Here is a 24027-nt window from a genome sequence, read left to right on the forward strand (position 1 = left end):
TTGTATGTTACTGTCGAATATGGTAAGAAGGAGTGTGAGAATAAGAAGAGCCCAATTCAAAACAAAGTAAACACCATCTTTATACATGAGCGTGATTTGAAGCGTTCTGTAAAGTGGTATAATAAACTGATTGGCCAACCGTACGACTTATCTACCGTATCAAGACCAGTTTACAACCACCGGTAAATCAAGAAGTAGGTATTACATTAGATGCTGGCCCTGAAAATATGAAAAAGGGTGCCGGAGGATTAGGATACCCTCTATTTAATTTCCATACAGAGGATATAAACCAAGCATATGAATATGTGACACAACTAAATTATGACATAGCATCTGAAATTATAAGATTTGATGATTTGTCCTTTTTTACAGTTTGTGACCCGGATGAGAACGACATCATGATATGCTCAGGCTAGACAGGAGGGTGATTATATGAAGATAACATTTGATAACATTGACATCGTAGGTCATGTTATAGCAGAGAACGAGCTTTATAAGCATTATCACTATTCAGAAATACTGATTCGATATGATAGTAATTTTATCGGATTTAAACGAATGCCTACGATAGATGAGTTTAAAGAGGCGGAAGCTTATCTACGAGAATTTCATCTGAAAAAGGCTCAAGATCATGTAAAATTTGAATTTCCTCCAGATCAGAAGCTGACGGATGAACTTTATCAATATTTACAAGAACAGCACTATACAGTCGGGACTAATGAGTTGTACAGCATAAAGCCTCAAGATTTTCCTGAGTTGTCTATTAATCCAGATATTCAGGTGGAAGAGGTTAATTCTAGTACTTATAAGGACTATTTAACATTACAGTATGAGCAGGATGTACAGTTTGGTGAAAGCTATGCTGAAGCAAAGAAGATACTTCATCATGCTAATTTTCAAAGTGATAGAGTAGTTCAAATTATTGCGTACGATAAGGATATCCCCGTTGGTGCGGTGGACGTTATTCTTCAGGATCTTACGGCAGAAATGGACAATCTATTTGTGCAAGATTCGTATCAGCGGAAAGGAATTGGTAGTAGTATTCAACGATTTGTTATGGATCTTTTCCGCGATAGAATAGTTATTCTAATTGCAGATGGGGAGGACACTCCAAGAGAGATGTACCGGAAACAAAATTATCACTATGAGGGATTTCAGATAGAGGTGTTGAAAGTATATAATTGAATGTAGAGTACTTTCCAAATAGGAAGAGGCTAGGACACCCAGCGCTACCTGGGATGTCCCTCCTTTTCCTAGTAGTAATTCTCTCGCGAAGACGTTGCCCTGATTGTACTAAGTATTGTTTCTTTCACAAACTATCTTAAATAACGTATCAAGTACTCAGCATCGTAGCCTACCCCTTGAAGTAACGCAGATCCCCTCCTTGACTGCCATGGCAAGCCTAGGAAAAATAAACCTTCACTACTCGTAATACCCCTATTATGGATAGGTGTCCCATTTTGATCTAGAACACCAGGTATACCTTGGATAATCTGATAATCTGATTTAAAACCAGTAGCCCAAATCACATTATGAATTTCAAGTTGACCTTGCCCTGAGAAGGAAATCGAGTTTTTATTCGCATCTATAGTCCGATTTACTAGAGTGACTTTATCATCTTGAATAGCTTTTCTTAATTCATAGCCAAAAATAGGATCTCCTTTTGATCGAATTTGTCTCCCTAGAAACGAGTTAACGCTAGCGTTGAGAATACCAAATCTACTAAACCACCAAAAGATACTTTTATTCCCAATAGAAAGAGGCATATAGTTAAGCTTTTGACTAGTTGATAAAAATGTTTTTCTTGTTTGTGAAACTTCTACGGCAATTTGGGAACCGCTATTCCCTACCCCAACTACAAGGACACTTCCTGCCATTAACTGATTGGGGTTTTTATATTCTGTTGAATGTAATTGTAGAACATCTGGTGACAAATTAGCTGCGAAGGCAGGAATAGCTGGGCTATGAAAAGGCCCGGTTGCTATCACAACATTCTTGGCAATGTAGTTTTGCTCTTTTGTATAGACGGAATATGCATTTCCTAGTCGTACTACTTGAGTTACCTCCGTATTGAATTTAATCGGTAATGAAAAATTACGTGCATAATACTGCAAATAATCCGCAACCTCGTCTTTAGTTGGTAGTGAATTAGGATCTCCTTCAATAGGTAGTCCAGGTAAGGAGCTAAACTGCTTAGACGTAAATAGTATTAGCGAATCATAGCGTGCCTTCCACGCTTGTCCCACCTGATTCCCCTTTTCTAGTATCAGGAAATTATCTGTTTGTTTTGCAAGGTAATACCCAATAGCTAATCCCGCTTGTCCGGCCCCAATGACGATCGTATGGTACATACAAACCCCTCCCGAAATTCATCATTCAAATATTCGTTTGATTGTTGACATTACATTAATCTATAGCATAATATGATATTATAATCAAACAATTATTTGAATGAGGCGATGAAATGGCAGAAAGTACTGTGAAAAAGGTTAACCACGATACTTGTGAGGTATTTTGTTTTGAAGAAGAAAAAGTGAATCGAATAAAACCACAGATAGAGGAAGTTAGTGGGGTAGAAATGATATTTAAGGCATTATCAGATTTAACACGGTTAAAAATCGCCTATGCGTTAACAATTGAAGATGAACTGTGTGTTTGTGATGTTGCGAATATTATCGGTTCTACGACAGCAACGGCATCCCATCATTTACGACTGCTCCGTAATATGGGGCTCGCTAAGTATCGTAAAGAAGGGAAGTTAGTATTCTATTCACTAAAGGATGAGCATGTTCATCAGTTAGTATCGATTGCTATGGAACATTCGAGAGAAGGTGCTGGACTTGGAGGAAAATAAACAAGTCTATCGATTACAAGGCTTGTCTTGTACGAACTGTGCTGCAAAATTTGAAGAAAACATACGTAATATTAAAACAGTAGAGGATGTTCAGTTGAACTTTGGTGCTGCTAAGTTAACCGTACATGGTGTAGCATCCGTTGATCAGTTGGAAGCAGCAGGTGCTTTTGATGGTATTAAGGTACAACCGGAATGGAGTAATGAACCAGAAAGATGGAAAAAAGGTGAGACTATAACTACTTTTATATCGTTGCTTTTCACCATAGTAGGGTACGTATTCTACTTTAAGATGGGTGAAAGCCACCCTATTACAATAGGAGCCTTTCTTACTGCAATATTGGTAGGAGGACTTTCCTTATTTAAGGTCGGATTGAATAATTTAATGAAGTTTGAATTTGATATGAAGACATTAATGACAATTGCCATTATTGGAGCAGCGATTATTGGAGAATGGGCAGAAGGTGCTGTCGTGGTGTTCTTGTTTGCGTTAAGTGAAGCACTTGAAAGTTACTCTATGAATAAGGCGCGGCAATCAATCAAATCACTCATGAATATCGCACCAAAGAAGGCTACTATTCGTCATGGCTCGCAAACAATGGAAATCGATGTAGAAGATGTACAAATTGGTGATATTTTAATCATTAAGCCTGGACAGAAAATTGCTATGGACGGGGAAGTTGTAAAAGGGCAATCCTCTGTCAATCAAGCAGCGATAACTGGTGAATCAATCCCAGTTCATAAGGCGAGCGGTGATGAGGTATATGCGGGAACGATAAATGAAGAAGGTTCATTAGAGGTTCGGGTTACCAAAAGGGTAGCAGATACGACGATAGCTAAAATCATTCATCTAGTGGAGGAAGCACAAGCCGAACGAGCACCCTCCCAACAGTTTGTAGATAAATTTGCCAAATATTATACACCTGCGATTCTGTTTCTTTCTTTCCTTGTCGTAGTTATCCCACCTCTATTTTTCGGTGGGGAATGGTCTAATTGGATCTACAGTGGTCTAGCGGTGTTAGTAGTTGGTTGCCCATGTGCATTAGTTGTATCGACACCTGTTGCAATTGTGACCGCTATCGGTAATGCTGCAAGAAATGGTGTTCTAATTAAGGGTGGCATTCATCTGGAGGAAGCGGGCCATATCGATGTGGTAGCCTTTGATAAGACCGGTACCTTAACGAAAGGAAAGCCGGAAGTAACAGACATTATCCCACTTGCAGATAAAGATGAAGCCGACTTAATCCGTATTGCTGCAGCTATTGAAGAATATTCACAGCATCCACTTGCATCAGCTATTAAAAGAAAGGCAATCCGTCTTCAAGCTGTAGATTATAAAGCGGAGAATTTTCTATCCTATACAGGTAAAGGAGCTAAAGCCACGGTACAAGGGACAGAATACTTCATTGGTAACCCAGCACTGTTTTCAGAGATGCTGCCCATACATGCTGAGCTACTGGAGAGAACTAGCCAGCTACAAGCGGAAGGGAAAACGGTAGTACTATTAGGTACGGCTCAAGAAGTAATAGGGATTATCGGAGTAGCTGATCAAATCCGTTCAGTAAGTAGATCCATTATTCAGAAGCTCCATCAGTTAGGTATGAAGCGGACCATTATGCTAACTGGAGACAACCGATTAACCGGAGAGGCAATAGGTTCAAGCCTCGGGTTAACAGAAGTAAAAACGGAATTATTACCTGAGGATAAATTAACCGTTATAAGTCGATTAAAGGATAGGTATGGTCGTGTGGCCATGGTTGGTGATGGAATTAATGATGCGCCGGCACTTGCTTCTGCTAATGTTGGAATTGCCATGGGAGGCGCAGGAACCGATGTAGCCTTAGAAACGGCAGACATAGCATTAATGGCTGATGACTTGGAGAAATTACCATATATGATTTCTCTAAGCCGTAAAACCTTAACAATTATCAAGCAAAATATCATCTTCGCTCTAGCGCTAAAAGTGTTAGCTTTGCTATTAGTTATTCCAGGATGGCTAACATTATGGATCGCTATTTTTGCGGATATGGGAGCGACACTTATTGTCGTATTGAACTCGATGCGACTAATGAAAAAAGATTTATAGAATGAGGAAAACGTGGCATATCAACTAATTGTTGGTATGCTTTTTGGTTTGGAGAGTAGTAGGAAGAATGGATGCTCACCTATGTTAAGATATAGCTAGAAATTGGAAGACTACTTGGGATAAGTAAGGGGGACGCTTATGAAACTCTGTTTTATTGGAGGAGGAAATCCATTAACGGGAGAGCTTAATGATGTAATAAAATTTTTAAGCCATCACGTAAAGAAGGATAGTAAACTTTTAATCATTCCTTTCGCTACAGAAGAAAAAAGACTGAATAGTTGGTATAATTCTGCCAAAAAAACTTTTGAGTCTATTGGAGTTAGTCATCTCGACATTCTCAACCGAGGACTAACGAGTCAAGAGATGCAATCAAAAATCAAGGAACATGAAGTGCTATACTTTACTGGTGGTAGGCCGGAAAAATTGATGGAAAGGTTGATAGATAAAGAATTAGTTTCATCTATTAAGGGACATTCGGGGTTGTTGATAGGTGTGAGCGCAGGGGCTTTAGCTTTCTGTAAGGACTGTATTATTACCAAAGATGAGGATTATCCAGAAACCTTGGTTATAAAAGGGTTAGATCTAGTGGATTTTAGTGTAGAGGTTCATTATCGGGATAGAACGGATGAGGAATTAATCCATTTGTCGGAAAAACGAGATATTTATGCCATGCCAAATGGTAGCGGATTGTTTTGGGATGGAGAAGTAATGACTCCTATTAAAAGTATCATTCATTTTCAAAAAGGGAATAAGAAAGTGATAGATTGAACGGAAGTATAGTGTGTAGAGGTAATATAAAGATGATACCAGACACTATTAGAAAAGCAATGCGGGAGCTTCATCTATATAGGCTCCTTCGATATACTTCAATGTTAGTAAGCCATGATATTTACAACCCTCCATAAATGGCAATTTTAGTAAATACTGCCCATTATTAATAGAAAATCTTGGAATTTTGCGATATACTAAATTAAACTTAATAACTATTACTTAAAGGATTGATATTCATGGATAATACGAATCATTTCGACGAAAACCAAGTCGCCTCACTTAAACTTTTTGTCGTACTGTCTAGAGCAATTCAAGCAATTGAGAAACAGATTACCCAAAATGTGAAGGGGTATGGATTGAATCTAACGGAATTTGCTGTTTTAGAATTGTTATATCATAAAGGAGAACAACCAATACAGAAAATTGGTCAGAAGGTTTTACTGGCAAGCAGCAGTATTACTTATGTTGTGGATAAATTAGAAGAAAAAAACTACTTAACTCGTAAAGCATGCCCAACTGATAGAAGGGTTACATTTGCTGTTATTTCCGAATCGGGTAAGGAATTAATGGATGAGATTTTCCCACATCATGCAAAAGCTATACGTGATATTATGGGTGGGTTAACTGTTGAAGAGAAGAAAATTGCTATTGATTTAGTGAAGCGGTTAGGTCATTATGCAAATAATCTAGAATAGCGGTAGAAGTTTATTTCATAAATTAAGCAGCAACTATTAGCGCCGAAAATATACGTAAATTCCGAAATAGGACAAGTACTGTAATCCCTAGGAATCCCCTGTTCCTTGCGTATCGCACACAGGGGCATCCTAGGGTTAAGGATAGTAGTAGCCTTGCTATCCAGTAGCTGGTGGGAAGTAACGTCTATTTCCGGTGCAAGAGAGTAGTCTATTGTTACTGTAGGTTTTAAATTACTTTTTTACTTCGGTGTGGTTATTTATTTTCCCCAAAAACTCTTCCCAATCTAAAATTCGGTTATATGTCGCAGCTCGATTATAAGACTGATCCTTTAAGAACAGCTCAATCGGTTCTTTTGATAGCGTATCTAAAATGGCCGGTTTATCGTCTATATAATAATCTAGCTTTAGCTCTTTAATAATATGGATTTTCTCATGATCTTGCATACCATAGAAAAAATGTTCATCGTTTACTGGGAAACCTTGCTGCTTCATCCAGTTTTTTGTCCGCTCACCGTGTTCTTTTGGTCTAGCAGTAATATAAAAGATTTCATGTCCAGAATCTATTAGTTTATTTAATACTTCCACGGCACCTTGGTATGGTGGACAGTCCGTGTAATAAATATCTTCAAGTAAACTATTCCACATAGTGCTTCCCTCTTCGTCTGTTAATCCAAAAGGTTCGTGGATTTCCACACGCTTTAAAGCATGGAATTCTTCGATTGGAACATGCCTTTTTAGTTTCTTCCGATAGATATGAAAGGCATGCTCACGCAAATTTATTAATGTGTCATCGATATCAAAACCAAATCTCATATAATCCCTCAATTTTTATAAACTGGGTAACCCGTAAACTTAAAGTCTTTGCCAATCTTTTCGATGTCTGTATTCGTTAAATCTATGGCATCTTGCATGTCTACTATTCCAGTTCCCTCTAGAAATGTGGGTGCTTCTTTCCCACCAACTAATTTTGGAGCGAAATAAAGTACAACTTTATCAACTAATTGATGCTCTAAGAAAGAAGCATGGATATTTCCGCCGCCCTCTAAGAATAGGGAGGAGACAAGATGTTCGCCAAGAATCTCAACTACCTCTTTTGGATTAACAGATGTTTCACCTGATGTTACAAATACACGAATGCCGCGCTCCTCAAGCCGAAGCTTTTTTGTTTCATCATGGTTTTTACTAGTGAAAATCCATGTTTCTGCTTGGTTATCGGTTATAACGTTAACATCCATTGGAATCTTTAAGGTGGAATCCATTATAACTCGAACCGGATTACGTCCATTAGGAATCCGAGCTGTTAACGATGGATTATCTGTTAATACAGTATTTATTCCAACGAGAATAGCCATATTTTCACTCCGTAGCTGATGTACATCTCGTCGTGCTTCTTCTGAAGTAATCCATTTACTACTAAACGTATGGGTTGCAACTTTACCATCTAATGAAGCCCCCGCCTTAAGCGTGACAAATGGTTTTTTCTCCACAATAAATTTATTAAAAACTTCATTCATTTGTATAGATTCTTGTTCTAAAACGCCAATGATGACCTCGATGCCGGCATCTTGTAGTAGTTTCACACCGTTTCCTGCCACAATTGGATTCGGATCTAATGTTGCAATGACAGCCTTCTTGATTCCTGCTTGAACAATAGCTTCCGCGCACGGTCCGGTTCTTCCGTGGTGGGAGCATGGTTCTAATGTTACATATATTGTCCCACCCTTGGCTTTCTCACCTGCCATACGTAATGCATGGATCTCTGCATGCGGTTCCCCTGCTTTTAGGTGTGTGCCGACACCAACTATCCGATTGTCATTGACAATAACAGATCCTACAAGCGGATTTGGATCCGTCTGTCCTTTCATAGCCTTAGCGTTTTGTATGGCAAGTCCCATATAGAACTCATGATTACTCATTGGAACAGGTTCCTTCCTCTTGCAGGTGACCAGATTTCTCTACCTTTGTTTTAAGGTAGCGTTCGTTATATTCAGACACATCGCCCCACAGTGGCACGCGCCCTGTTAAGGTTAATCCGGCTTTCTTCATTGCTTCAAGCTTTAATGGATTATTCGTAATTAATGTTACAGGCTTTGTACGTAATTGCTTCAAGACACGAATAGCATCGTCATAATTTCTAGAGTCATTCACAAATCCAAGTGCTTCATTGGCTTGAACGGTATCAAGACCATTCTCCTGTAAAATATAGGCCATTGCTTTAGAAAATAAACCAATACCCCGACCCTCATGGTTAGCAAGGTAGAAAATAGCTCCAGTACCATGCTCCGTAATTTTGTGCATGGATTCTTTCAGTTGGAAGCCACAATCACAACGTTTACTTCCAAAGATATCACCAGTATGACAAATGGAATGCATTCGGATTAATGCATCGTCATCATTTTCAAAATCACCATAAACCAAGACACTAGATTGTTGATAGTCTGCTAAATTTTGTGAGGATAGATTATCGATAATGGTCTGATAATCATCAGTTGCTTCCGTTGAATTTAACCAGCTATACCATTTGAATTCAACGGTTTCTCCATATAGATTAACAGGAAGGCGAATGGGCCCAACTAAATAGATAGCGCCTTCTGTTGTTGGTATTGTTTGTATTTTATCCTTAAGTACGGATATTACTTTCGATTCTAATTTTGTTTGTTCCATGGTACATACCCCTTTCACTGCCACTAGTATAATGAAAAATCATAATTGCTTCAATTTATCTTTCTCGGAAATCATCATAATTAATCTTTTATTACTAAATTATGATGAAGTCACTCTCCCGGTTGTATGTTGTTAAAAAATAATTCATGTATTGTCAAAAGAAAGTAATCATGTTATTATATCGACATATGATATATCGCATAACGATACATCGATAGGTGATATATAATGGTGGTGAAATAATGACGAAAAAAGCAGAAACTTTTCTCCCTTTGTCACAGGCTACCTACTATATTCTATTATCTTTACGGGAAGTCCGACATGGATACGGAATTATGCAGGATGTAGAAGCGGTTAGTAAGGATGAAGTGACAATGGGTCCAGGAACATTGTATGGGGCGCTCAGTAAATTGGAAAAACAACAAGTTATTGAGAAAGCAGTTGTGCAAGATGATGACCGAAGGAAGTATTACCAGTTAACTAGTTTAGGTAAAGAAGTCTTACGTTTAGAGTATAAAAGGTTGAAATCGTTAGTGGAAAATGCAAAAGATATCATGACAGAACTGGAGGTAGAGTAGGATGACAATGAGAAAACTCAGGATATCATTATCATTTAACATTGAAAAGGAAGAGCAGTGGTTGACGGAAATGTCTCAAAAGGGACTACATTTTCAACATCATAAATTACTATGGTATGAATTTGAGGAAGACTCAAGCAAATCGTATGTGTATCAAATCGATTTTCGCCAAAATGCTCAGATGGATTATTTCAATCTATATGAAGATGCAGGGTGGGAATATGTCATTGGATCGATGGGAGTCTTTCACTATTTCCGTACAGATGCTTCCAATCCTTCTATCCGAAAATTGTACTCTGATAATGAGTCCATACAAGATTCTTATAAAAGAATGATTGGCTTTTATTTACTCATTTTCTTCCTTTTCCTTGTATCTCAAATAGGAATAGTTGTAACTTGGAACGACTTTTGGTTACAGTATTTACTAATCGGAATCGATGGGGTTGTAATCGTGCTATATTTATATATGTTTTATATGTTTAATAGGAGAATTAATTATTACAGAAGGCGGTAGTAGTTGTTTTAGAAGAGCGAGATCGGAATTAGTTTGGGTAAAAAGTACATGATAAAAACAGGAGGCTAACAGTGGTAGCCTCCTGTTTTAGTTAAGGAATAACCAATTTCGTTTCTGAGTTGAATTTGGAATAGTTAAAAATCTTTGTGTTTAATGTTAGTATAAATGTTATAGCATTAGGAGGTATATCGTGTAAATTTATGGACATTAAGCACAGAGATTTAGTGCATATACATTCTCAAGCTTAAATTACGAGATATAGTAATGGATAAAATAGAAGGAGATGTGCCTTGTATTATGGGGGAAAAGTTTGGTGAACTAGAGATATGGAATGTTCTAGTGCAATTATTCGTCTTAGGTTTAATATGCCACATTCTACATAATATCATGCAAAATATACTCGGAATGGACCTGAATGTTGTATGGATCGCAACGTTTTATATTTTTGCTCCTTTTATTATGATACGCTCTTTACGCATGAATGGTGTAGATGCTGAAGTGATTGGAGAGCCATCCGTTCAACATGTACCGTGGATCTTATTGATAAGTATAAAATTTCTATTGATTCTATTTTCCTGGCTCTCACAAAGTGTAGGTGTACCACTGGCTTCATTAGTTTACCCGAAAATATATACAGAAGTGTTGTCGTTACTTTCAGAGCATACCCATGTAAGTGCTGACGTTAATAGTATTCTGATGTTGATCATTAGTTTTACATTCGTACCTATTTTTGAAGAATTGTTATTTAGAGGATATCTATTAAATAAATGGAGGGATAAAATAGGGCTTGGGAAAGCGATAATTATGAGCTCCTTGTTATTTGCATGTGTTCATTTTGATATTATGCTATTTCTAGGTTATTTTGCTAGTGGAATATTTTATAGTTTGGTTTATTTAAGAACGAAGAGGTTAATCGTTCCAATCATTTTACATTCGTTAACGAATCTAGTTTCTAGTTTTACAACCTTTTTACCTAGCTTGCCCCTTACGTCTATAGAAGAATTACAGTCGGCCTTGCTAGTAGCATTAATTGTATATCTTATGTTAATCCCAATAATTGCTTTTATTTTGTATCGGTTCTACAAACACACCGCTAAGATGTCCCCACACCAACTTAATATGAAGAAGTCTTCTTGAATTTTCGAAGCAAACTATCACAGGGATGAACGAAGACAGCAGGGATCACCAAGCTGTCTTCGTTCATCCCTGTATTTCATTGATAACCATAATTTTACCTTGTTAAGTATTTTATTTAAATAGTACCTTGTATTGAACAGTAGTATGTGTTAAATTATAGCTAAAGGAATTAATCATAAATTGGTACTATACAATGTATAGTAGTAGAGCAGAGGTGGAAGTATTGAACGTACAGTTTAAAAAAGGTGTATTAGAGCTATGTGTGCTCGTCTTATTAGATAAACAAGATCGATATGGTTATGAATTGGTTCAGAAAATCTCCGATCAGATTGCCATTTCAGAAGGGTCTGTTTATCCATTATTAAGAAGATTAACGAAGGAAGGATATTTTACTACGTATTTAAAAGAATCTACAGAGGGACCATCTAGAAAATATTATGCGCTAACAGAAGAGGGTAGAATTTACTTGCAAGAACTATTAGCGGATTGGCAGAAGTTCACCGATGGTGTGAATCAATTAATCAAGGAAGGTGTTCGAAATGAATAAGGAACAGTTTTTAACACAGTTGGAGGGTGCTTTAAAGCGTCTACCTTCTTCTGAACGAGAAGATATTATACAAGACTTTAGGGAACATTTTGAAGTTGGAGTTAGTGAAGGAAAATCAGAAGAAGAAATTGCGAAAGGGCTTGGAACCCCACAGCAAATAGCCAAGGAAATAACAGCTTCTTTCCATTTGGAACAGGTCCAGGAAACGGCAACTACGGGAAATGTACTTCGTGCCGTATGGGCAGTAATTGGACTTGGTTTTTTTAACTTAGTTATCGTACTAGGGCCATTTATCGCCTTAGCAGGAATTGTATTATCTGGTTGGGCAGTTGGATTATCCGGAATAGTAAGTCCAGTTTTGTATTTAGTTAATGTGGCTATTTACCCAGAAATATTTGAACTCTATCAATTATTCATATCAATTACGTTTGCTGGAATCGGAATCTTTGTGATTATTGGGATGTATTATGTGACAAGATGGTTAAGTAAAGGTTTTATACGCTATTTACAATTTAATGTTCGTATGGTTAAAGGAGGAATAGGAAATGCCTAAGCAAAAGTTATTGATAATCATTGCTTCTTGTCTATTCGTCGTCGGCGTCATTGGTAGTCTCCTAACGTATAAAACGGCAGGTGCATCTTCTGAAGATGTAATAGAAACAGAAGTCATTGATAATCAAGGTATCACGAAACTGAATGTTAAAACAGACAATGCAAGAGTCGAAGTCCTACCCACATCGGAGGAGGAAATTACAGTAGAATTTACATCACCAGCTACTAGTAAAAGCAAGTATAAGTTTACTGTAGAAGAAGATGGCGACACGCTTGCAGTAGAAGTAAAGGAAAAACGAATTCTTCAATTTATATCGTTTGACTTTAGCTTCCAGGGTCCAAGTTTAGTCATCTATTTACCTGAAAAGCAATATGATGAACTAAAAGTTGATGTAATAAACGGAAGAGTTAATGTAGAAAGTCTGGAAGTAGAACATGCCAATGTGCAAACTGTTAATGGCCGAATTGAATTGGAGGACTTAACCACTACTACTACCTATGTTTCGTCTGAAAATGGTAGGGTGGACTTAACGTATGTTGATGGTGAAATAACTAGTAATGCTGTTAATGGTCGAACGACACTTATTACCAATGATTTAGACCGTTCAATTGACCTGGAAACAGTGAATGGGAAGATTGAAATTCAAACAATGCAAGAACCTACCAACGCGGCGTTTGAGGTTAGTGTTGTAAATGGAAAGGTAGACATATTAGGCGATAACTCTAAGAATTCTGTATTTGGCGAAGGCGAGCATAAAATTAAACTAAAAACAGTGAATGGTAGTATTACGGTAAGTAAATAATTATTGGGGGGTAGAGACATGGATAGTCTCTACCCCTTTTGACGAATAGGCATTACTTTTCCTTATAACCAACAATCCCATAAAAGAACATTTTCGTTAATTCCTCCGTATATGGGAGAACCTGTTCATAAACATGTTTTTGCTGTAAATATTCCCGGAACATTTGGATATAGATTAATATGGCTTCATTCGAGATGGTGGAATCGATATACCCCTGTTCCTTTCCCTCATCAAATAAATTAATTAATTCTGGGAGTGCTTTATTCGTATAAAATTCTTCGATATAACTTCCTGTACCAGAAGAAAAGTCCTTTATAATATAGTTATAAATCTCCTCGTTTATAGAACTCGCGGATGTTGTCTTGTTAAAGATGATTTGCTTAATTTTCTCCGAGATGTGGATATCACTATCTATAATTTTCTGGAATTCACTCCAAATTTCTTCAATATAATAAACAACTACTTCATCTACTAATTTATCCTTACTACCGAAGTAATTATATATGGTCACTTGTGATACATTTGCATTCTTTGCGATTTCAGCTACGGATACTTTACTTATTCCAAATTTCATAAAAAGATCTAGTGCTGATTGTAGAATATTAGTCCTTTTCAATTCACTTCTTCGTTTAAATCCATCCAATATATCTCACCTCACTATTAGTTTAATAGAAATTTTGAAACATAACAATAAAAATAGTTCAAAAATCATTGCAATAATGAATCATTTTTTATATTATGAACTCATAAGGATAAAATATTTCAAAATTAATGTTTCCATTTTTATGGGGTGGAAAAGGGAGGAAGAAACATGGCAGTTTTGGAAATAACGAATTTGACGAAGAGGTTTGGCAAATTTACTGCTTTAAATGGTGTCAATATGGAGTTAAATGAGGGAGAGGTCTTTGGGTTTATCGGTCCTAATGGGGCGGGTAAATCAACAACCATTCGTATTCTACTAGGAATATTAAAGGCAACTAATGGTAAGGCAACGATATTTGGTAAAAATGTATGGTCTGATGCTGTAGAGATTCATAAAAGTCTAGCGTATGTCCCGGGAGATGTAAATCTATGGCCAAATCTTACCGGGGGAGAAGTAATTGACTTATTTGGTTCTCTTCGTGGTGGGATTGATAAACAAAAACGGGAGGAATTAATTAAGCGATTCGATTTAGACCCAACAAAAAAATGTCGGACATACTCGAAAGGAAATCGACAAAAGGTAGCTTTAGTTGCAGCGTTTGCTTCTGATGCGGATTTGTATATATTAGACGAACCTACTTCAGGGCTGGATCCATTGATGGAACAGATTTTTCAACAATGTGTACTAGAGGCTAAGCAAAATGGAAAAAGCGTATTGTTATCGAGTCATATTCTATCAGAAGTGGAGAAGCTGTGTGATCGAGTAGGGATTATTAGGCAGGGGGAAATAATTGAAACTGGTACACTAGATGAATTACGCCATTTAACAAGAACGAACTTGAGAGTCGAAACGAAAAAGCCAATTATTAATCTTCATGACATACCTGGTATACACGAACTAGAAGGAACGGATTATGCTGTATCGTTCCAGGTAGATTCGGAACAATTGGAATTAGTCATAAAACATATAAGTCAATTTGGAATTGTAAAGCTAGAAAGCACACCTCCTACATTAGAGGATTTATTTATGCGTCATTATGAAACACAAGGGGAAAAAGGAGTAGGGGGGAGATCATAAATGACATCAACTACTTTTCGTAAATCAGGTCGAATAGCTCGATTTATTTTAAGAAGGGATCGGGTGCGCCTTCCATTATGGTTTATCGGGATAGTTTTTTTTACATTATTAATTCCAGCAGCTTTTACAGACTTATACCCATCACAGGCAGAACGAGATATGATGGCAGAAACAATGAAAAATCCGGCTATGGTTGCTATGGTAGGTTCAGCTGACTTTGAAAACTACACAATCGGTGTCATGACGGCCCATCAAATGTTAATCTTTACTGCAATTGTTGTCGGGTTAATGAGTATACTGCTTGTATCCAGACATACACGGGCAGATGAAGAGGACGGGCGAGTAGAGTTAATACGTTCGTTACCTGTTGGAAGATTGTCTCAATTAAATGCAACGATGATGGTATATGTTGTCATAAATATTATTCTTGCGTTATGTGTAGGCTTTGGATTATACGCGTTAAATATAGCGAGTATAGATTTGGAAGGGTCACTATTATACGGGGCGGTGTTAGGTGCAACTGGAATTTTCTTTACTGGTTTAACAGCGGTGTTTGCACAAATATCAGAAGGTTCTAGAGGAACGATTGGATTATCCATTGCCGTATTAATCATTGCCTATTTAATTCGTGCCATCGGGGATGTAAGTAATGAAGTGCTAAGTTGGTTATCTCCGCTTGGCTGGGTAACACAGGCTGATGTTTATTCCTCGAATAATTGGTTGCCGGTCCTAATCATGCTAGGCATCTCGATTATATTAATAGTAATCGCAAACTATCTGAACGCTATCCGAGATATGGGAGCAGGATTCTTACCTTCAAAGCCAGGTAGAAAAGAAGCTAGTGTATTTTTACAATCTCCGCTTGGATTAGGACTACGGCTACAACGAACAGGTTTGATTGCTTGGGCAATTGGGATGTTCGTAATGGGAGCCTCTTATGGTTCTGTATTAGGTGATTTAGAGGCATTCTTTGCTGGGAGCGAAGAAATGCAGAATATGCTAGTGGCGGCGGAAGGATATACTTTAACAGAGCAATTTATCCCAATGTTAATGATGGTCATGGCTATTCTAGCTACAGTTCCTGCTGTTATGTCGATGAATAAACTATATGGAGAAGAGAAAAAGCAGCGAATTGACCATGTACTAAGTCGCGCTGTTTCCCGTACGAAACTTATGGCGAGCTATCTCATCATATCTATCGTTAATGGTTTTGTCATGTTATCTCTTGCTGGCATAGGGTTATGGATTGCTGGAGATGCAGTAGTTGAAGGTGGTTTAGACTTTGGTACGATCTACGGGGCAGCAATCGTCTACTATCCAGCCATTCTAGTAATGATTAGTGTGGCAGTATTCCTAATTGGTTGGTTACCAAGAAGAACGAGTCTAATTTGGTTGTATGTATTTTATTCCTTTTTTGTACTATATCTAGGGAATCTATTTCAGTTTTCTGAATGGGTAGGGAAGCTATCTCCATTTGGATATATTCCACAATTACCTATTGAGGAGATGGATTGGGTATCTAGTATTCTATTAATCGTTATAGCTGTTGGAATCATGATTATAGGCTTTATTGGATATCGTAAACGAGATATACAAGGTTAAATAGTAAAAAGCCCTGTTGCGAAATTGATTTGCTACAGGGCTTCGTACTTTTTCGCAGAAAGTGATAGAATAATAGTCGTCATAAAAGGATAAATGGAATGAACTAGCAGGAATAACCGAGAGGAGTTTCTTTATGAATGACACAAAGCAAAAACAGATTACACCAAAGTATGATCCGTGGGAAGCTTATTATGATGTAGAAGAACATGGAAAAATGACACTATCGAATATAGAATTTACTACTACTTATATGTGCAATATGCGTTGTGCACATTGTGCAGTTGGATATATGCTTCAGAATAAGGACCCAGACGCCCTCCCAATTGATTTATTAATTCAACGATTAGAGGAGATTCCTCACCTAAGAACAATGAGTATTACTGGTGGCGAACCGATGATGAATAAAAAGTCAGTCCGGAGCTATGTTGTTCCGCTACTGAAATATGCTCATGAGCGTGGCGTACGAACACAGATTAATTCTAATTTAACATTACCATATGAACGCTATGAAGAGATCATCCCATATTTAGATGTTTTACATATTTCCCACAATTGGGGAACCGAGGATGAATTTGCTGAAGTAGGCTTTGCACATATGGAGCGGAAGCCTACAGCAGAAAATCGGAAAAAGTACTTTGCAAGAATGGTAGAAAATGCACAAGCTCTATCTAAACAAGGTGTAATGGTCTCAGCGGAAACGATGTTAAATAAGCGTACCTACCCATACTTAGAGAAGATACATGATCATATTATTGAAATGGGATGTACACGCCATGAGGTTCACCCAATGTACCCAGTAGATTTTGCTAGTAAGCTAGAAACCTTAACACTTGATGAGATACGCAATGGGATTACAAGGTTACTAGATCATCGAAATCATGACATTTGGATGCTATTTGGTACGTTACCTTTTTATGCATGTAGTTCCTCACAGGATGAATTGGCCTTAATCAAACGGTTATATCAAGAGAAGAATGTAACCGTTCGGAATGATCCGGACGGGAGGTCGCGCCTAAATGTTAATATTTTCACCGGGGATATTATCGTTACGGATTTTGGTGATGAAGAGCCATCCTTAGGAAATATACAAGATACAACACTTGTAAGTGCCTATGACAAGTGGATGGGCTCCAAGACTGCTAAAAGTTTAAACTGCCATTGTCCAGCTGTAAAGTGCTTAGGACCAAATCTCCTAGTTAAGAACGCTTATTACAAGGACGTTGATTTTCAAAAGCGTAAGGCTACTATTCAAATATAATTTAAGCAGCAGCCAAGGTGATTATTACCTTGGCTGCTTTTCCAAAGTAAAAGCTTACCACAGTGAACGTCACTGTGGTGTTTTTGTATTGGGCTTTAAACGGTAACTTATGATGGAAATGAGTTCAATCAAATCAAGTAGTGATTCAGTATGATTTAAACAATAGAGGGTTTTAATCTGCAATCGAGTACTAGAGTTATAGTTTAAATGAACAAATTAACTCCTTTTACATACTATCCTAATAACACCTAAAAAGTTTCCCTTAGGAAAAATTTAAGTTTATATAAAAAACACTTGACTTATACAAACTATACTTATTATATTGTTAGTAACTAATAAAGTTTCCTTAGGGAAAAATAAAAGGGAGAGGTAAAAATGGGGATTTTTATGAAAAGGTGGTTTTGGTTTGTACTTAGCATTAGCTTTGTTTTAGGAGCTTGTTCGGCAGATGACAAAACTTCTGCAAATCCTGATGGGAAAATTAAGATTGTCACGACGATTGCTCAAATAGCAGAACCGTTATCCGTTATTGGTGGGGAGCATGTTGAAGTAGAGAGTTTAATGGGGCCATCGGTAGACCCGCATTTGTATAACGCAACACATGGTGATATCACGAAGATTACGAATGCAGATGTGGTATTTTATAACGGACTGAATCTAGAGGCAAATATGGTGGATATTTTTGATGAAATATCAGCGTCAAAGCCTGTGCTTGCGATAGGGGAAGTACTACCAGAGAATCAGCTACTTGAAGATGAAACAGGTGCAGTCGATCCACATGTTTGGTTTGATCTTGATCTTTGGAAGCAAGGACTAGAAGCTGCTGTTGAAGAATTAAAGGAGTATGCTCCAGATTTTGCGGATGATTTTGAAGCGAGTAAGCAAGCATACTTTGCTGAGATGGACGAAGTAAAAGATGAGGCTATGAAGCTTTCCGAGATTCCATCAAACAAAAGATACTTAGTAACAGCTCATGATGCGTTTGGTTACTTTGGAAGAATGCATAACTTAGAGGTTGTTGGTCTACAAGGTTTAAGTACGGATGATGAGATTGGTGTATCAGATATTCAAGAAACCATTCAAATTATAAAGGAATACAATGTGCCAGCTGTCTTCATCGAAAGTAGTATTAATGACAGCTCGATAACTGCTGTAATCGAAGGGGCAAAGGGTGAAGGAGTTATTGTTGCACAAGGTGGTGAGCTCTTTTCAGATGCAATGGGGGAAGCAGGAACGGTAGAAGGGACATACTTAGGAATGTATCGACATAATGTAGAAACTATTTTCGAAGCATTAATGGGGGATGGAAATTAGATGGTTAAGACAGTACTTACAGTAAAAGATTTATCTGCATCCTATCGTAAAAATACCGTTCTAGAGAATGTGAGTTTCACAGTAGAGCAAGGCTCATTAACAGGAATTGTTGGCCCGAATGGTGCAGGGAAGTCTACTTTAATTAAATCCCTATTAAATTTACATCCTACTTTATCGGGAACGGTAGATTTCTTTGGTCAACCATTTAAGAAAGCTCAGCAGGCGATTGGCTATGTACCGCAGCGTGGTTCGGTGGATTGGGATTTCCCAACGAATGCATTAGATGTAGTGTTAATGGGACTGTATGGGAAAATCGGATGGCTAAAATTGCCATCCCGTTCCCATAAAAAACTCGCATATGAAGCGTTAGACAAAATGGGAATGATCGATTATGCTGAACGACAAATTAGTCAATTATCAGGAGGGCAACAGCAGCGTGTTTTCCTTGCTCGTGCCCTCGTACAAGATGCTGATTTTTACTTTATGGATGAGCCACTTGCTGGAGTAGATGCGGCAACGGAACAAGCGATAATGGCGATCTTAAAGGAGTTGAAAGGAAAAGGAAAGACGGTAATGGTTGTGCACCATGATTTACAAACTGTGGCAGATTATTTTGACCATGTACTATTTCTAAATCGAAGAGTGCTGGAGTACGGGAAAACATCAACGGTGTTTACGAAGGAAAATATCGCACGAACCTATGGTGGGAATATGCGTTGGACATTAGAGGAGGGGTCTCATGTGGTCCATCCTTAGTAGTAGTAACTTTCAATGGGTTTTGGCTAGTACGATGATTCTAGGGATAGCAGCTGGGTTGGTTGGATGTTTAGCCTACTGGAAAAAACAGAGTCTGATGAGTGATGCACTTGGTCATGCTTCTTTACCTGGAGTCATTATTGCCTTTCTCTTAATTGGTGAGAAAAATGTAATCGTTCTAATTATTGGTGCTGCAATCAGTGCACTGATTGGTGCTTTCTTTATTCAATGGATCCAGTCTACAACAAGAATAACAGAAGACACAGCGATGGGGATGGTGTTATCCATTTTTTTCGGGTTGGGAATTATGCTTCTTACGGTGGTAAACCGTTCGGTTGGAGGAAATCAAAGTGGGTTAGATAGCTTTATCTTTGGGCAGGCAGCTTCCATGGTGAAATCCGATGTGTTTACCGTGTTAGCATTAGCAATAGTGGTTATAGCAATCGTTTTTGTGGCATTCAAAGAATGGAAGCTTTATTTATTTGATCCGCAATTTGCTAAAGGAATCGGATTATCGATTACAGGGATGCATGTAATGTATACGCTAGTATTAGTAACTACGATTGTTGTAGGCATTCAAGCTGTTGGTGTTATTCTTATTGCGGCATTATTAATTATCCCTTCTGTCAGTGCTAGGTATTGGACGAATTCCTTTCGAAAGATGTTAGTCTTGTCTGCCTGTTTTGGTGGGCTCTCTGGTGTACTTGGAACGTATATAAGTGCTATCGGTAGTGGGTGGCCAACTGGTCCGTTTATCGTTATTTTTGCAGCTATATTTTTTATAGTTTCATTAGTATTTGGTAAAGAAAAAGGTATATTAGTCCTACGTCTCGAGTTACATGCTGAGCGTAAGAAAATGAAGCCCCGGCACAATCCAACTAAACTGGATACAAAAGGGGTGAACTAGTATGACCTATACAGCATGGATTATCCTGACTGCTGCTCTTGTAGGGCTTTCATGTAGTCTTATTGGTGTATTTCTTATTTTAAGAAAGATGGCGATGATGGCAGATGCTATCAGTCATACGGTTTTATTGGGAATTGTTGTAGCATTTATGATGACAAGGGAGTTAAATGGTCCCCATATGTTAATTGGTGCGATTATTGCAGGACTACTAACAGCTTTATTCGTGCAATGGTTGAATCAATTAAATATTGAACAGCATGCTTCAATTGGGATTGTTTTTACAACTTTATTTGCTATCGGTGTCATTTTGATTTCGACATCTGTTGGCAATGCTCACCTAGATGTTCAGCATGCATTAATGGGAGAAATAACCTTTATCCCCTGGAATACGATGACACTTCCTATAGTTGGTCAGGTCCCGGAAGCCACCGCTATTTTAGCACTAGTGCTGATAATTGTTTTGATTTGTATAATTTTCTTTTATAAAGAATGGAAGATTACCTCCTTCGATCCAGCACTGGCTGCTAGCTTAGGAATACCGGTAGTGTTTTTACACTATCTCTTTATGAGCCTTGTATCGATTACTACAGTTGCCTCTTTTGATGCTGTTGGGGCTATTATGGTTGTTGCAATGCTTATTACACCTGCCGCATCAGCCTATTTATGGACAGATAAATTGTCGATGATGTTAGTGATTAGTGCACTATTTGGCGTAGTTTCTGCAGTCGGTGGCTATTATATCGCTGCCTGGATAGATACTTCTATCTCGGCATCGATGGCATTTGCAACAGGAATCGTATTCTTATGTAGCTTTATAGGCTCACCGAAGCATGGTTTACTATCCAAGCTAAACAGGCCAACTCGTGTAGTTTCTTGAATAAATTAGTATCGTTTTTCGTAAGTTAGTAAGGTATGATAGTAATAAGATGAAATCGAGAACCTATAGATGGGTGTGCTATATATAGATTATGAAAGAATATGAAAGCAAGGTTTATCATGATTTACAAAAATGGCGGATGAAGCTACTGAAGTCACCGAGTTTTGTAAACCGAATGGGGAAGAAAGCCCAAAATAAAATCAATGGATTGATTCCAGAAAAAGCACATCTAGTTATGACGGAAGCAATTAAAAATATGGTGAAGGCCACCTTAGTTGGATCAGATATGACGACGAAGAAGCCTAAAAGTGGCATGACTTTATATGAAAGAGATGAACTTTTAAAAGAGAAGTTGTCGAAGTATCGGAAAACAGCGACCGTAGAAGGTGCTGGGACTGGAGCAGGTGGTATTTTCTTAGGTCTTGCTGACTTCCCATTATTGTTATCAATCAAGATAAAATTTCTATTTGAAGCAGCATCCATTTATGGTTTTGATACGAAAGAATATGAAGAAAGACTTTTTCTATTACATGTGTTTCAGTTAGCTTTTTCAAGTGATGATAAAAAGAAGGAAACCTTTTTTGTGATTGATCATTGGGACGAACAGAAAGAAAAGTTAGTGGATATGGATTGGAGAGTATTTCAGCAAGAATATCGGGATTATATTGATTTAGTAAAAATGTTACAGTTAATTCCGGGCTTCGGAGCTATTGTTGGGGCGTATGCAAATTATAACCTCTTAGATCACTTAGGAGAGACAGCTATGAATGCGTACCGGCTAAGAAGGTTGACAGAAGTACCAAAGGATTACTAGGCTGAACAGGGGAAGGTAAAAGCCTTTCTTTGTTTAGCTTTTTTATTTGGGAAGTAACTATTATTTTAAAATTGTCTAAAAAATTATTGCAATATATTGCATATTGTCCGGAAAGATAGTATGATGAATTCTCGTGCAAAATGAAGCACAGTAAAAAAAATATAGTCTGATAATTATGATTTTATAACGAGGAGAGAGAGAATTGAAGGATAAGTTACCGAATTCTTCATATATAATAATAGGAGTCATGCTGTTTGCTCTATTTTTTGGAGCGGGCAATTTAATCTTTCCTGCTCAACTTGGACAAGCAGCAGGAACGAATATGTGGCCAGCTGCCGTAGGGTTTCTCCTTACAGGTGTGGGGTTGCCTTTATTGGGAATTATTGCGATGGGATTTTCAGGGAGTAAAGACCTACAGGACCTTGCAAGTAGGGTCAGTCCTATTTATGGTGTATTGTTTACAACCGTATTATATTTAACAATCGGTCCTTTCTTTGCCGCACCTAGAACGGGAGCAGTGGCCTTTGATATAGCAATAGCACCTCATTTGGAGAACAAATCTTCGCTTGCCCTGTTCCTATTTACGGTCCTTTTCTTTGCTATATCCCTTTGGTTTTCATTAAATCCAGCGAAGATTGTAGATCGGGTTGGAAAGTTATTAGCGCCAGGAATAGTAGTGCTACTGGCAATCCTTTTAATAATGGTTATTGTCAATCCAATGGGGAATGCACAAGCACCATTAGAGTCCTATCAAAGCAATGCCTTTGTCACAGGTTTCCTAGAGGGATATAATACGATGGACGCACTTGCCTCGTTAGTATTCGGGATTATCGTAATAAATGCGATAAAGGCTTTAGGCGTATCATCTAGGAAAGAAATTGTATCCGCAACCTTTAAAACGGGCTTTGTGGCGATTATACTTTTAGGCTTAATCTATGTTGGTATTGCATATCTGGGCGCTGTCGGTGTAGAGGAATTCGGGCTATTGGACACTGGGGGATTGATCCTGAGTAGTACTGCAAAATATTATTTTGGTACAGTGGGGACGGTTTTACTTGGTGTAGTGATTATTTTAGCTTGTTTAACTACCAATATCGGTCTAATGACGGCGTGTGCAGAATATTTTCAACGATTGATACCAAGGGTTAGTTATAAAACTCTTGTGATGTTCTTTACGGTTATAACTTTTACCATTGCTAATTTTGGTTTAACGAATATTATTACGTACTCTGTACCAGTGTTGATGTTGTTATATCCACTTGCCATTGTTTTGATGATCTTGGTATTTTTATCACCATTATTTAATCATTCAAGAATCGTATACATGTCTACCATTTCCATAACATTTTTAATCAGTATTTTTGATGGTTGGAAAGTACTACAGGAATCTCTTGGAATAGATGGCTTTAGCCTATTAGAACCGGTTGTATCTTTCTATGAAAAATGGTTACCTTTTTATGATGAAGGACTAGGATGGCTTGTCCCTGCTATCATAGTCATTCTCATAACAGGAATCATTACAAGAATGAGAAAAGTAGCTGTAAATCTATAAAAGAAAGTCGGTTTCCTTACTTAGGAGAC

Annotated in this window: 26 protein-coding genes; 21 read left to right on the plus strand and 5 right to left on the minus strand. The window is 37.8% G+C overall.

Annotation, left to right across the window (positions count from 1 at the left end; all coding sequences use genetic code 11):
• Window positions 1-186, plus strand: a complete 186-nt coding sequence (locus tag KGF86_RS19390; protein ID WP_246521590.1) for a hypothetical protein — start codon at window positions 1-3, stop codon at window positions 184-186.
• 246 nt (window positions 187-432) lie between these two features.
• Window positions 433-1185, plus strand: coding sequence for a GNAT family N-acetyltransferase (locus KGF86_RS14185; protein ID WP_211742274.1), 753 nt, complete (start codon window positions 433-435; stop codon window positions 1183-1185).
• 131 nt (window positions 1186-1316) lie between these two features.
• Here KGF86_RS14185 and KGF86_RS14190 read toward each other — a convergent pair whose 3' ends face one another.
• Window positions 1317-2351, minus strand: coding sequence for a flavin-containing monooxygenase (locus KGF86_RS14190; RefSeq protein WP_211742275.1), 1035 nt, complete (start codon window positions 2349-2351; stop codon window positions 1317-1319).
• A 113-nt stretch (window positions 2352-2464) separates the two neighbouring features.
• Between KGF86_RS14190 and KGF86_RS14195 the strand changes: the two genes are divergently transcribed.
• The 4 genes from KGF86_RS14195 to KGF86_RS14210 all read left to right on the plus strand — a co-directional run bounded on the left by KGF86_RS14195 (window position 2465) and on the right by KGF86_RS14210 (window position 6403).
• Window positions 2465-2854 (plus strand): ArsR/SmtB family transcription factor, encoded by a 390-nt coding sequence (locus tag KGF86_RS14195; protein ID WP_211742276.1) that lies wholly within the window; start codon window positions 2465-2467, stop codon window positions 2852-2854.
• The gene (locus KGF86_RS14200) at window positions 2841-4937 is read left to right on the plus strand and encodes a heavy metal translocating P-type ATPase (protein ID WP_211742277.1); all 2097 of its coding nucleotides are present in this window, start codon (window positions 2841-2843) and stop codon (window positions 4935-4937) included. Before KGF86_RS14195 ends, KGF86_RS14200 begins: the two co-directional genes overlap by 14 nt.
• A gap of 138 nt (window positions 4938-5075) precedes the next feature.
• Entirely contained in the window at window positions 5076-5705 is a 630-nt protein-coding gene (locus KGF86_RS14205) for a Type 1 glutamine amidotransferase-like domain-containing protein (RefSeq protein ID WP_211742278.1), read from the plus strand.
• A gap of 239 nt (window positions 5706-5944) precedes the next feature.
• Window positions 5945-6403: a MarR family winged helix-turn-helix transcriptional regulator gene (locus KGF86_RS14210; protein WP_211742279.1), complete on the plus strand. Its 459-nt coding sequence runs from the start codon at window positions 5945-5947 to the stop codon at window positions 6401-6403.
• 231 nt (window positions 6404-6634) lie between these two features.
• On the opposite strand, the gene KGF86_RS14215 is transcribed toward KGF86_RS14210, so the two are convergent.
• The 3 genes from KGF86_RS14215 to KGF86_RS14225 are packed head-to-tail and all read right to left on the minus strand — an operon-like array spanning window position 6635 to window position 9067.
• On the minus strand, window positions 6635-7216 hold the full coding sequence (locus KGF86_RS14215; RefSeq protein WP_211742280.1) for a 5' nucleotidase, NT5C type: 582 nt from the start codon (window positions 7214-7216) through the stop codon (window positions 6635-6637).
• Between the two features lie 8 nt (window positions 7217-7224).
• Window positions 7225-8319: a bifunctional diaminohydroxyphosphoribosylaminopyrimidine deaminase/5-amino-6-(5-phosphoribosylamino)uracil reductase RibD gene (ribD, locus tag KGF86_RS14220; protein ID WP_211742281.1), complete on the minus strand. Its 1095-nt coding sequence runs from the start codon at window positions 8317-8319 to the stop codon at window positions 7225-7227.
• A complete protein-coding gene (locus tag KGF86_RS14225; RefSeq protein WP_211742282.1) occupies window positions 8312-9067 on the minus strand; it encodes a GTP cyclohydrolase II in 756 nt (251 codons plus the stop codon). Before KGF86_RS14225 ends, ribD begins: the two co-directional genes overlap by 8 nt.
• A 242-nt stretch (window positions 9068-9309) precedes the next feature.
• Between KGF86_RS14225 and KGF86_RS14230 the strand changes: the two genes are divergently transcribed.
• The 6 genes from KGF86_RS14230 to KGF86_RS14255 all read left to right on the plus strand — a co-directional run bounded on the left by KGF86_RS14230 (window position 9310) and on the right by KGF86_RS14255 (window position 13198).
• Window positions 9310-9645 carry a PadR family transcriptional regulator gene (locus tag KGF86_RS14230; RefSeq protein ID WP_186869495.1) on the plus strand — a complete coding sequence of 112 codons (336 nt, stop codon included), beginning with the start codon at window positions 9310-9312 and terminating at the stop codon, window positions 9643-9645.
• Between the two features lies 1 nt (window position 9646).
• Window positions 9647-10159 (plus strand): DUF2812 domain-containing protein, encoded by a 513-nt coding sequence (locus tag KGF86_RS14235; RefSeq protein WP_186869496.1) that lies wholly within the window; start codon window positions 9647-9649, stop codon window positions 10157-10159.
• Between the two features lie 264 nt (window positions 10160-10423).
• The gene (locus KGF86_RS14240; RefSeq protein WP_186869497.1) at window positions 10424-11296 is read left to right on the plus strand and encodes a CPBP family intramembrane glutamic endopeptidase; all 873 of its coding nucleotides are present in this window, start codon (window positions 10424-10426) and stop codon (window positions 11294-11296) included.
• Between the two features lie 223 nt (window positions 11297-11519).
• Window positions 11520-11843 carry a PadR family transcriptional regulator gene (locus tag KGF86_RS14245; protein WP_186869498.1) on the plus strand — a complete coding sequence of 108 codons (324 nt, stop codon included), beginning with the start codon at window positions 11520-11522 and terminating at the stop codon, window positions 11841-11843.
• On the plus strand, window positions 11836-12396 hold the full coding sequence (locus KGF86_RS14250) for an HAAS signaling domain-containing protein (protein WP_186869499.1): 561 nt from the start codon (window positions 11836-11838) through the stop codon (window positions 12394-12396). The genes KGF86_RS14245 and KGF86_RS14250 overlap by 8 nt, the downstream gene beginning before the upstream one ends.
• Window positions 12389-13198 (plus strand): DUF4097 family beta strand repeat-containing protein, encoded by an 810-nt coding sequence (locus KGF86_RS14255; RefSeq protein WP_186869500.1) that lies wholly within the window; start codon window positions 12389-12391, stop codon window positions 13196-13198. The genes KGF86_RS14250 and KGF86_RS14255 overlap by 8 nt, the downstream gene beginning before the upstream one ends.
• Before the next feature lie 52 nt (window positions 13199-13250).
• On the opposite strand, the gene KGF86_RS14260 is transcribed toward KGF86_RS14255, so the two are convergent.
• A complete protein-coding gene (locus KGF86_RS14260) occupies window positions 13251-13841 on the minus strand; it encodes a TetR/AcrR family transcriptional regulator (RefSeq protein WP_186869501.1) in 591 nt (196 codons plus the stop codon).
• A gap of 168 nt (window positions 13842-14009) precedes the next feature.
• On the opposite strand from KGF86_RS14260, the gene KGF86_RS14265 reads away from it, so the two are divergent.
• The 9 genes from KGF86_RS14265 to brnQ all read left to right on the plus strand — a co-directional run bounded on the left by KGF86_RS14265 (window position 14010) and on the right by brnQ (window position 23998).
• Window positions 14010-14918 carry an ABC transporter ATP-binding protein gene (locus KGF86_RS14265; protein WP_211742283.1) on the plus strand — a complete coding sequence of 303 codons (909 nt, stop codon included), beginning with the start codon at window positions 14010-14012 and terminating at the stop codon, window positions 14916-14918.
• Window positions 14919-16520 carry an ABC transporter permease gene (locus tag KGF86_RS14270; RefSeq protein ID WP_211742284.1) on the plus strand — a complete coding sequence of 534 codons (1602 nt, stop codon included), beginning with the start codon at window positions 14919-14921 and terminating at the stop codon, window positions 16518-16520.
• Window positions 16521-16653: 133 nt separating this feature from the next.
• On the plus strand, window positions 16654-17778 hold the full coding sequence (gene yfkAB / locus KGF86_RS14275; RefSeq protein ID WP_186869504.1) for a radical SAM/CxCxxxxC motif protein YfkAB: 1125 nt from the start codon (window positions 16654-16656) through the stop codon (window positions 17776-17778).
• Window positions 17779-18165: 387 nt separating this feature from the next.
• On the plus strand, window positions 18166-19092 hold the full coding sequence (locus KGF86_RS14280) for a metal ABC transporter solute-binding protein, Zn/Mn family (protein WP_246521591.1): 927 nt from the start codon (window positions 18166-18168) through the stop codon (window positions 19090-19092).
• Complete coding sequence (locus tag KGF86_RS14285; protein ID WP_186869506.1) at window positions 19093-19848, plus strand: metal ABC transporter ATP-binding protein; 756 nt, start codon at window positions 19093-19095, stop codon at window positions 19846-19848. It begins immediately after the preceding gene.
• Window positions 19832-20755, plus strand: coding sequence for a metal ABC transporter permease (locus KGF86_RS14290; RefSeq protein ID WP_186869507.1), 924 nt, complete (start codon window positions 19832-19834; stop codon window positions 20753-20755). The genes KGF86_RS14285 and KGF86_RS14290 overlap by 17 nt, the downstream gene beginning before the upstream one ends.
• 1 nt (window position 20756) lies before the next feature.
• Window positions 20757-21632: a metal ABC transporter permease gene (locus KGF86_RS14295; RefSeq protein ID WP_186869508.1), complete on the plus strand. Its 876-nt coding sequence runs from the start codon at window positions 20757-20759 to the stop codon at window positions 21630-21632.
• A gap of 91 nt (window positions 21633-21723) precedes the next feature.
• Entirely contained in the window at window positions 21724-22446 is a 723-nt protein-coding gene (locus KGF86_RS14300) for an EcsC family protein (protein WP_186869509.1), read from the plus strand.
• Between the two features lie 202 nt (window positions 22447-22648).
• The gene (brnQ, locus tag KGF86_RS14305) at window positions 22649-23998 is read left to right on the plus strand and encodes a branched-chain amino acid transport system II carrier protein (protein WP_186869510.1); all 1350 of its coding nucleotides are present in this window, start codon (window positions 22649-22651) and stop codon (window positions 23996-23998) included.
• Window positions 23999-24027 lie beyond the last annotated feature (29 nt).

The organism is Ornithinibacillus massiliensis (assembly GCF_018310345.1).
GTDB classification, from domain to species: Bacteria; Bacillota; Bacilli; order Bacillales; family Amphibacillaceae; genus Ornithinibacillus; species Ornithinibacillus massiliensis.

What these genes read in the sequence shown, in the direction of transcription:
- KGF86_RS14205 (WP_211742278.1), top strand. Translation starts at nt 5,076, where the DNA reads ATGAAACTCTGTTTTATTGGAGGAGGAAATCCATTAACGGGAGAGCTT.
- KGF86_RS14230 (WP_186869495.1), top strand. Translation starts at nt 9,310, where the DNA reads ATGACGAAAAAAGCAGAAACTTTTCTCCCTTTGTCACAGGCTACCTAC.
- KGF86_RS14290 (WP_186869507.1), top strand. Translation starts at nt 19,832, where the DNA reads ATGTGGTCCATCCTTAGTAGTAGTAACTTTCAATGGGTTTTGGCTAGT.
- KGF86_RS14255 (WP_186869500.1), top strand. Translation starts at nt 12,389, where the DNA reads ATGCCTAAGCAAAAGTTATTGATAATCATTGCTTCTTGTCTATTCGTC.
- yfkAB (WP_186869504.1), top strand. Translation starts at nt 16,654, where the DNA reads ATGAATGACACAAAGCAAAAACAGATTACACCAAAGTATGATCCGTGG.
- KGF86_RS14185 (WP_211742274.1), top strand. Translation starts at nt 433, where the DNA reads ATGAAGATAACATTTGATAACATTGACATCGTAGGTCATGTTATAGCA.
- KGF86_RS14240 (WP_186869497.1), top strand. Translation starts at nt 10,424, where the DNA reads ATGGATAAAATAGAAGGAGATGTGCCTTGTATTATGGGGGAAAAGTTT.
- KGF86_RS14225 (WP_211742282.1), bottom strand. Translation starts at nt 9,067, where the DNA reads ATGGAACAAACAAAATTAGAATCGAAAGTAATATCCGTACTTAAGGAT.
- KGF86_RS14295 (WP_186869508.1), top strand. Translation starts at nt 20,757, where the DNA reads ATGACCTATACAGCATGGATTATCCTGACTGCTGCTCTTGTAGGGCTT.
- KGF86_RS14210 (WP_211742279.1), top strand. Translation starts at nt 5,945, where the DNA reads ATGGATAATACGAATCATTTCGACGAAAACCAAGTCGCCTCACTTAAA.
- ribD (WP_211742281.1), bottom strand. Translation starts at nt 8,319, where the DNA reads ATGAGTAATCATGAGTTCTATATGGGACTTGCCATACAAAACGCTAAG.
- KGF86_RS14265 (WP_211742283.1), top strand. Translation starts at nt 14,010, where the DNA reads ATGGCAGTTTTGGAAATAACGAATTTGACGAAGAGGTTTGGCAAATTT.
- KGF86_RS14300 (WP_186869509.1), top strand. Translation starts at nt 21,724, where the DNA reads ATGAAAGAATATGAAAGCAAGGTTTATCATGATTTACAAAAATGGCGG.
- KGF86_RS14235 (WP_186869496.1), top strand. Translation starts at nt 9,647, where the DNA reads ATGACAATGAGAAAACTCAGGATATCATTATCATTTAACATTGAAAAG.
- KGF86_RS14190 (WP_211742275.1), bottom strand. Translation starts at nt 2,351, where the DNA reads ATGTACCATACGATCGTCATTGGGGCCGGACAAGCGGGATTAGCTATT.
- KGF86_RS14280 (WP_246521591.1), top strand. Translation starts at nt 18,166, where the DNA reads ATGAAAAGGTGGTTTTGGTTTGTACTTAGCATTAGCTTTGTTTTAGGA.
- KGF86_RS14215 (WP_211742280.1), bottom strand. Translation starts at nt 7,216, where the DNA reads ATGAGATTTGGTTTTGATATCGATGACACATTAATAAATTTGCGTGAG.
- KGF86_RS14285 (WP_186869506.1), top strand. Translation starts at nt 19,093, where the DNA reads ATGGTTAAGACAGTACTTACAGTAAAAGATTTATCTGCATCCTATCGT.
- KGF86_RS14250 (WP_186869499.1), top strand. Translation starts at nt 11,836, where the DNA reads ATGAATAAGGAACAGTTTTTAACACAGTTGGAGGGTGCTTTAAAGCGT.
- KGF86_RS14195 (WP_211742276.1), top strand. Translation starts at nt 2,465, where the DNA reads ATGGCAGAAAGTACTGTGAAAAAGGTTAACCACGATACTTGTGAGGTA.
- KGF86_RS14270 (WP_211742284.1), top strand. Translation starts at nt 14,919, where the DNA reads ATGACATCAACTACTTTTCGTAAATCAGGTCGAATAGCTCGATTTATT.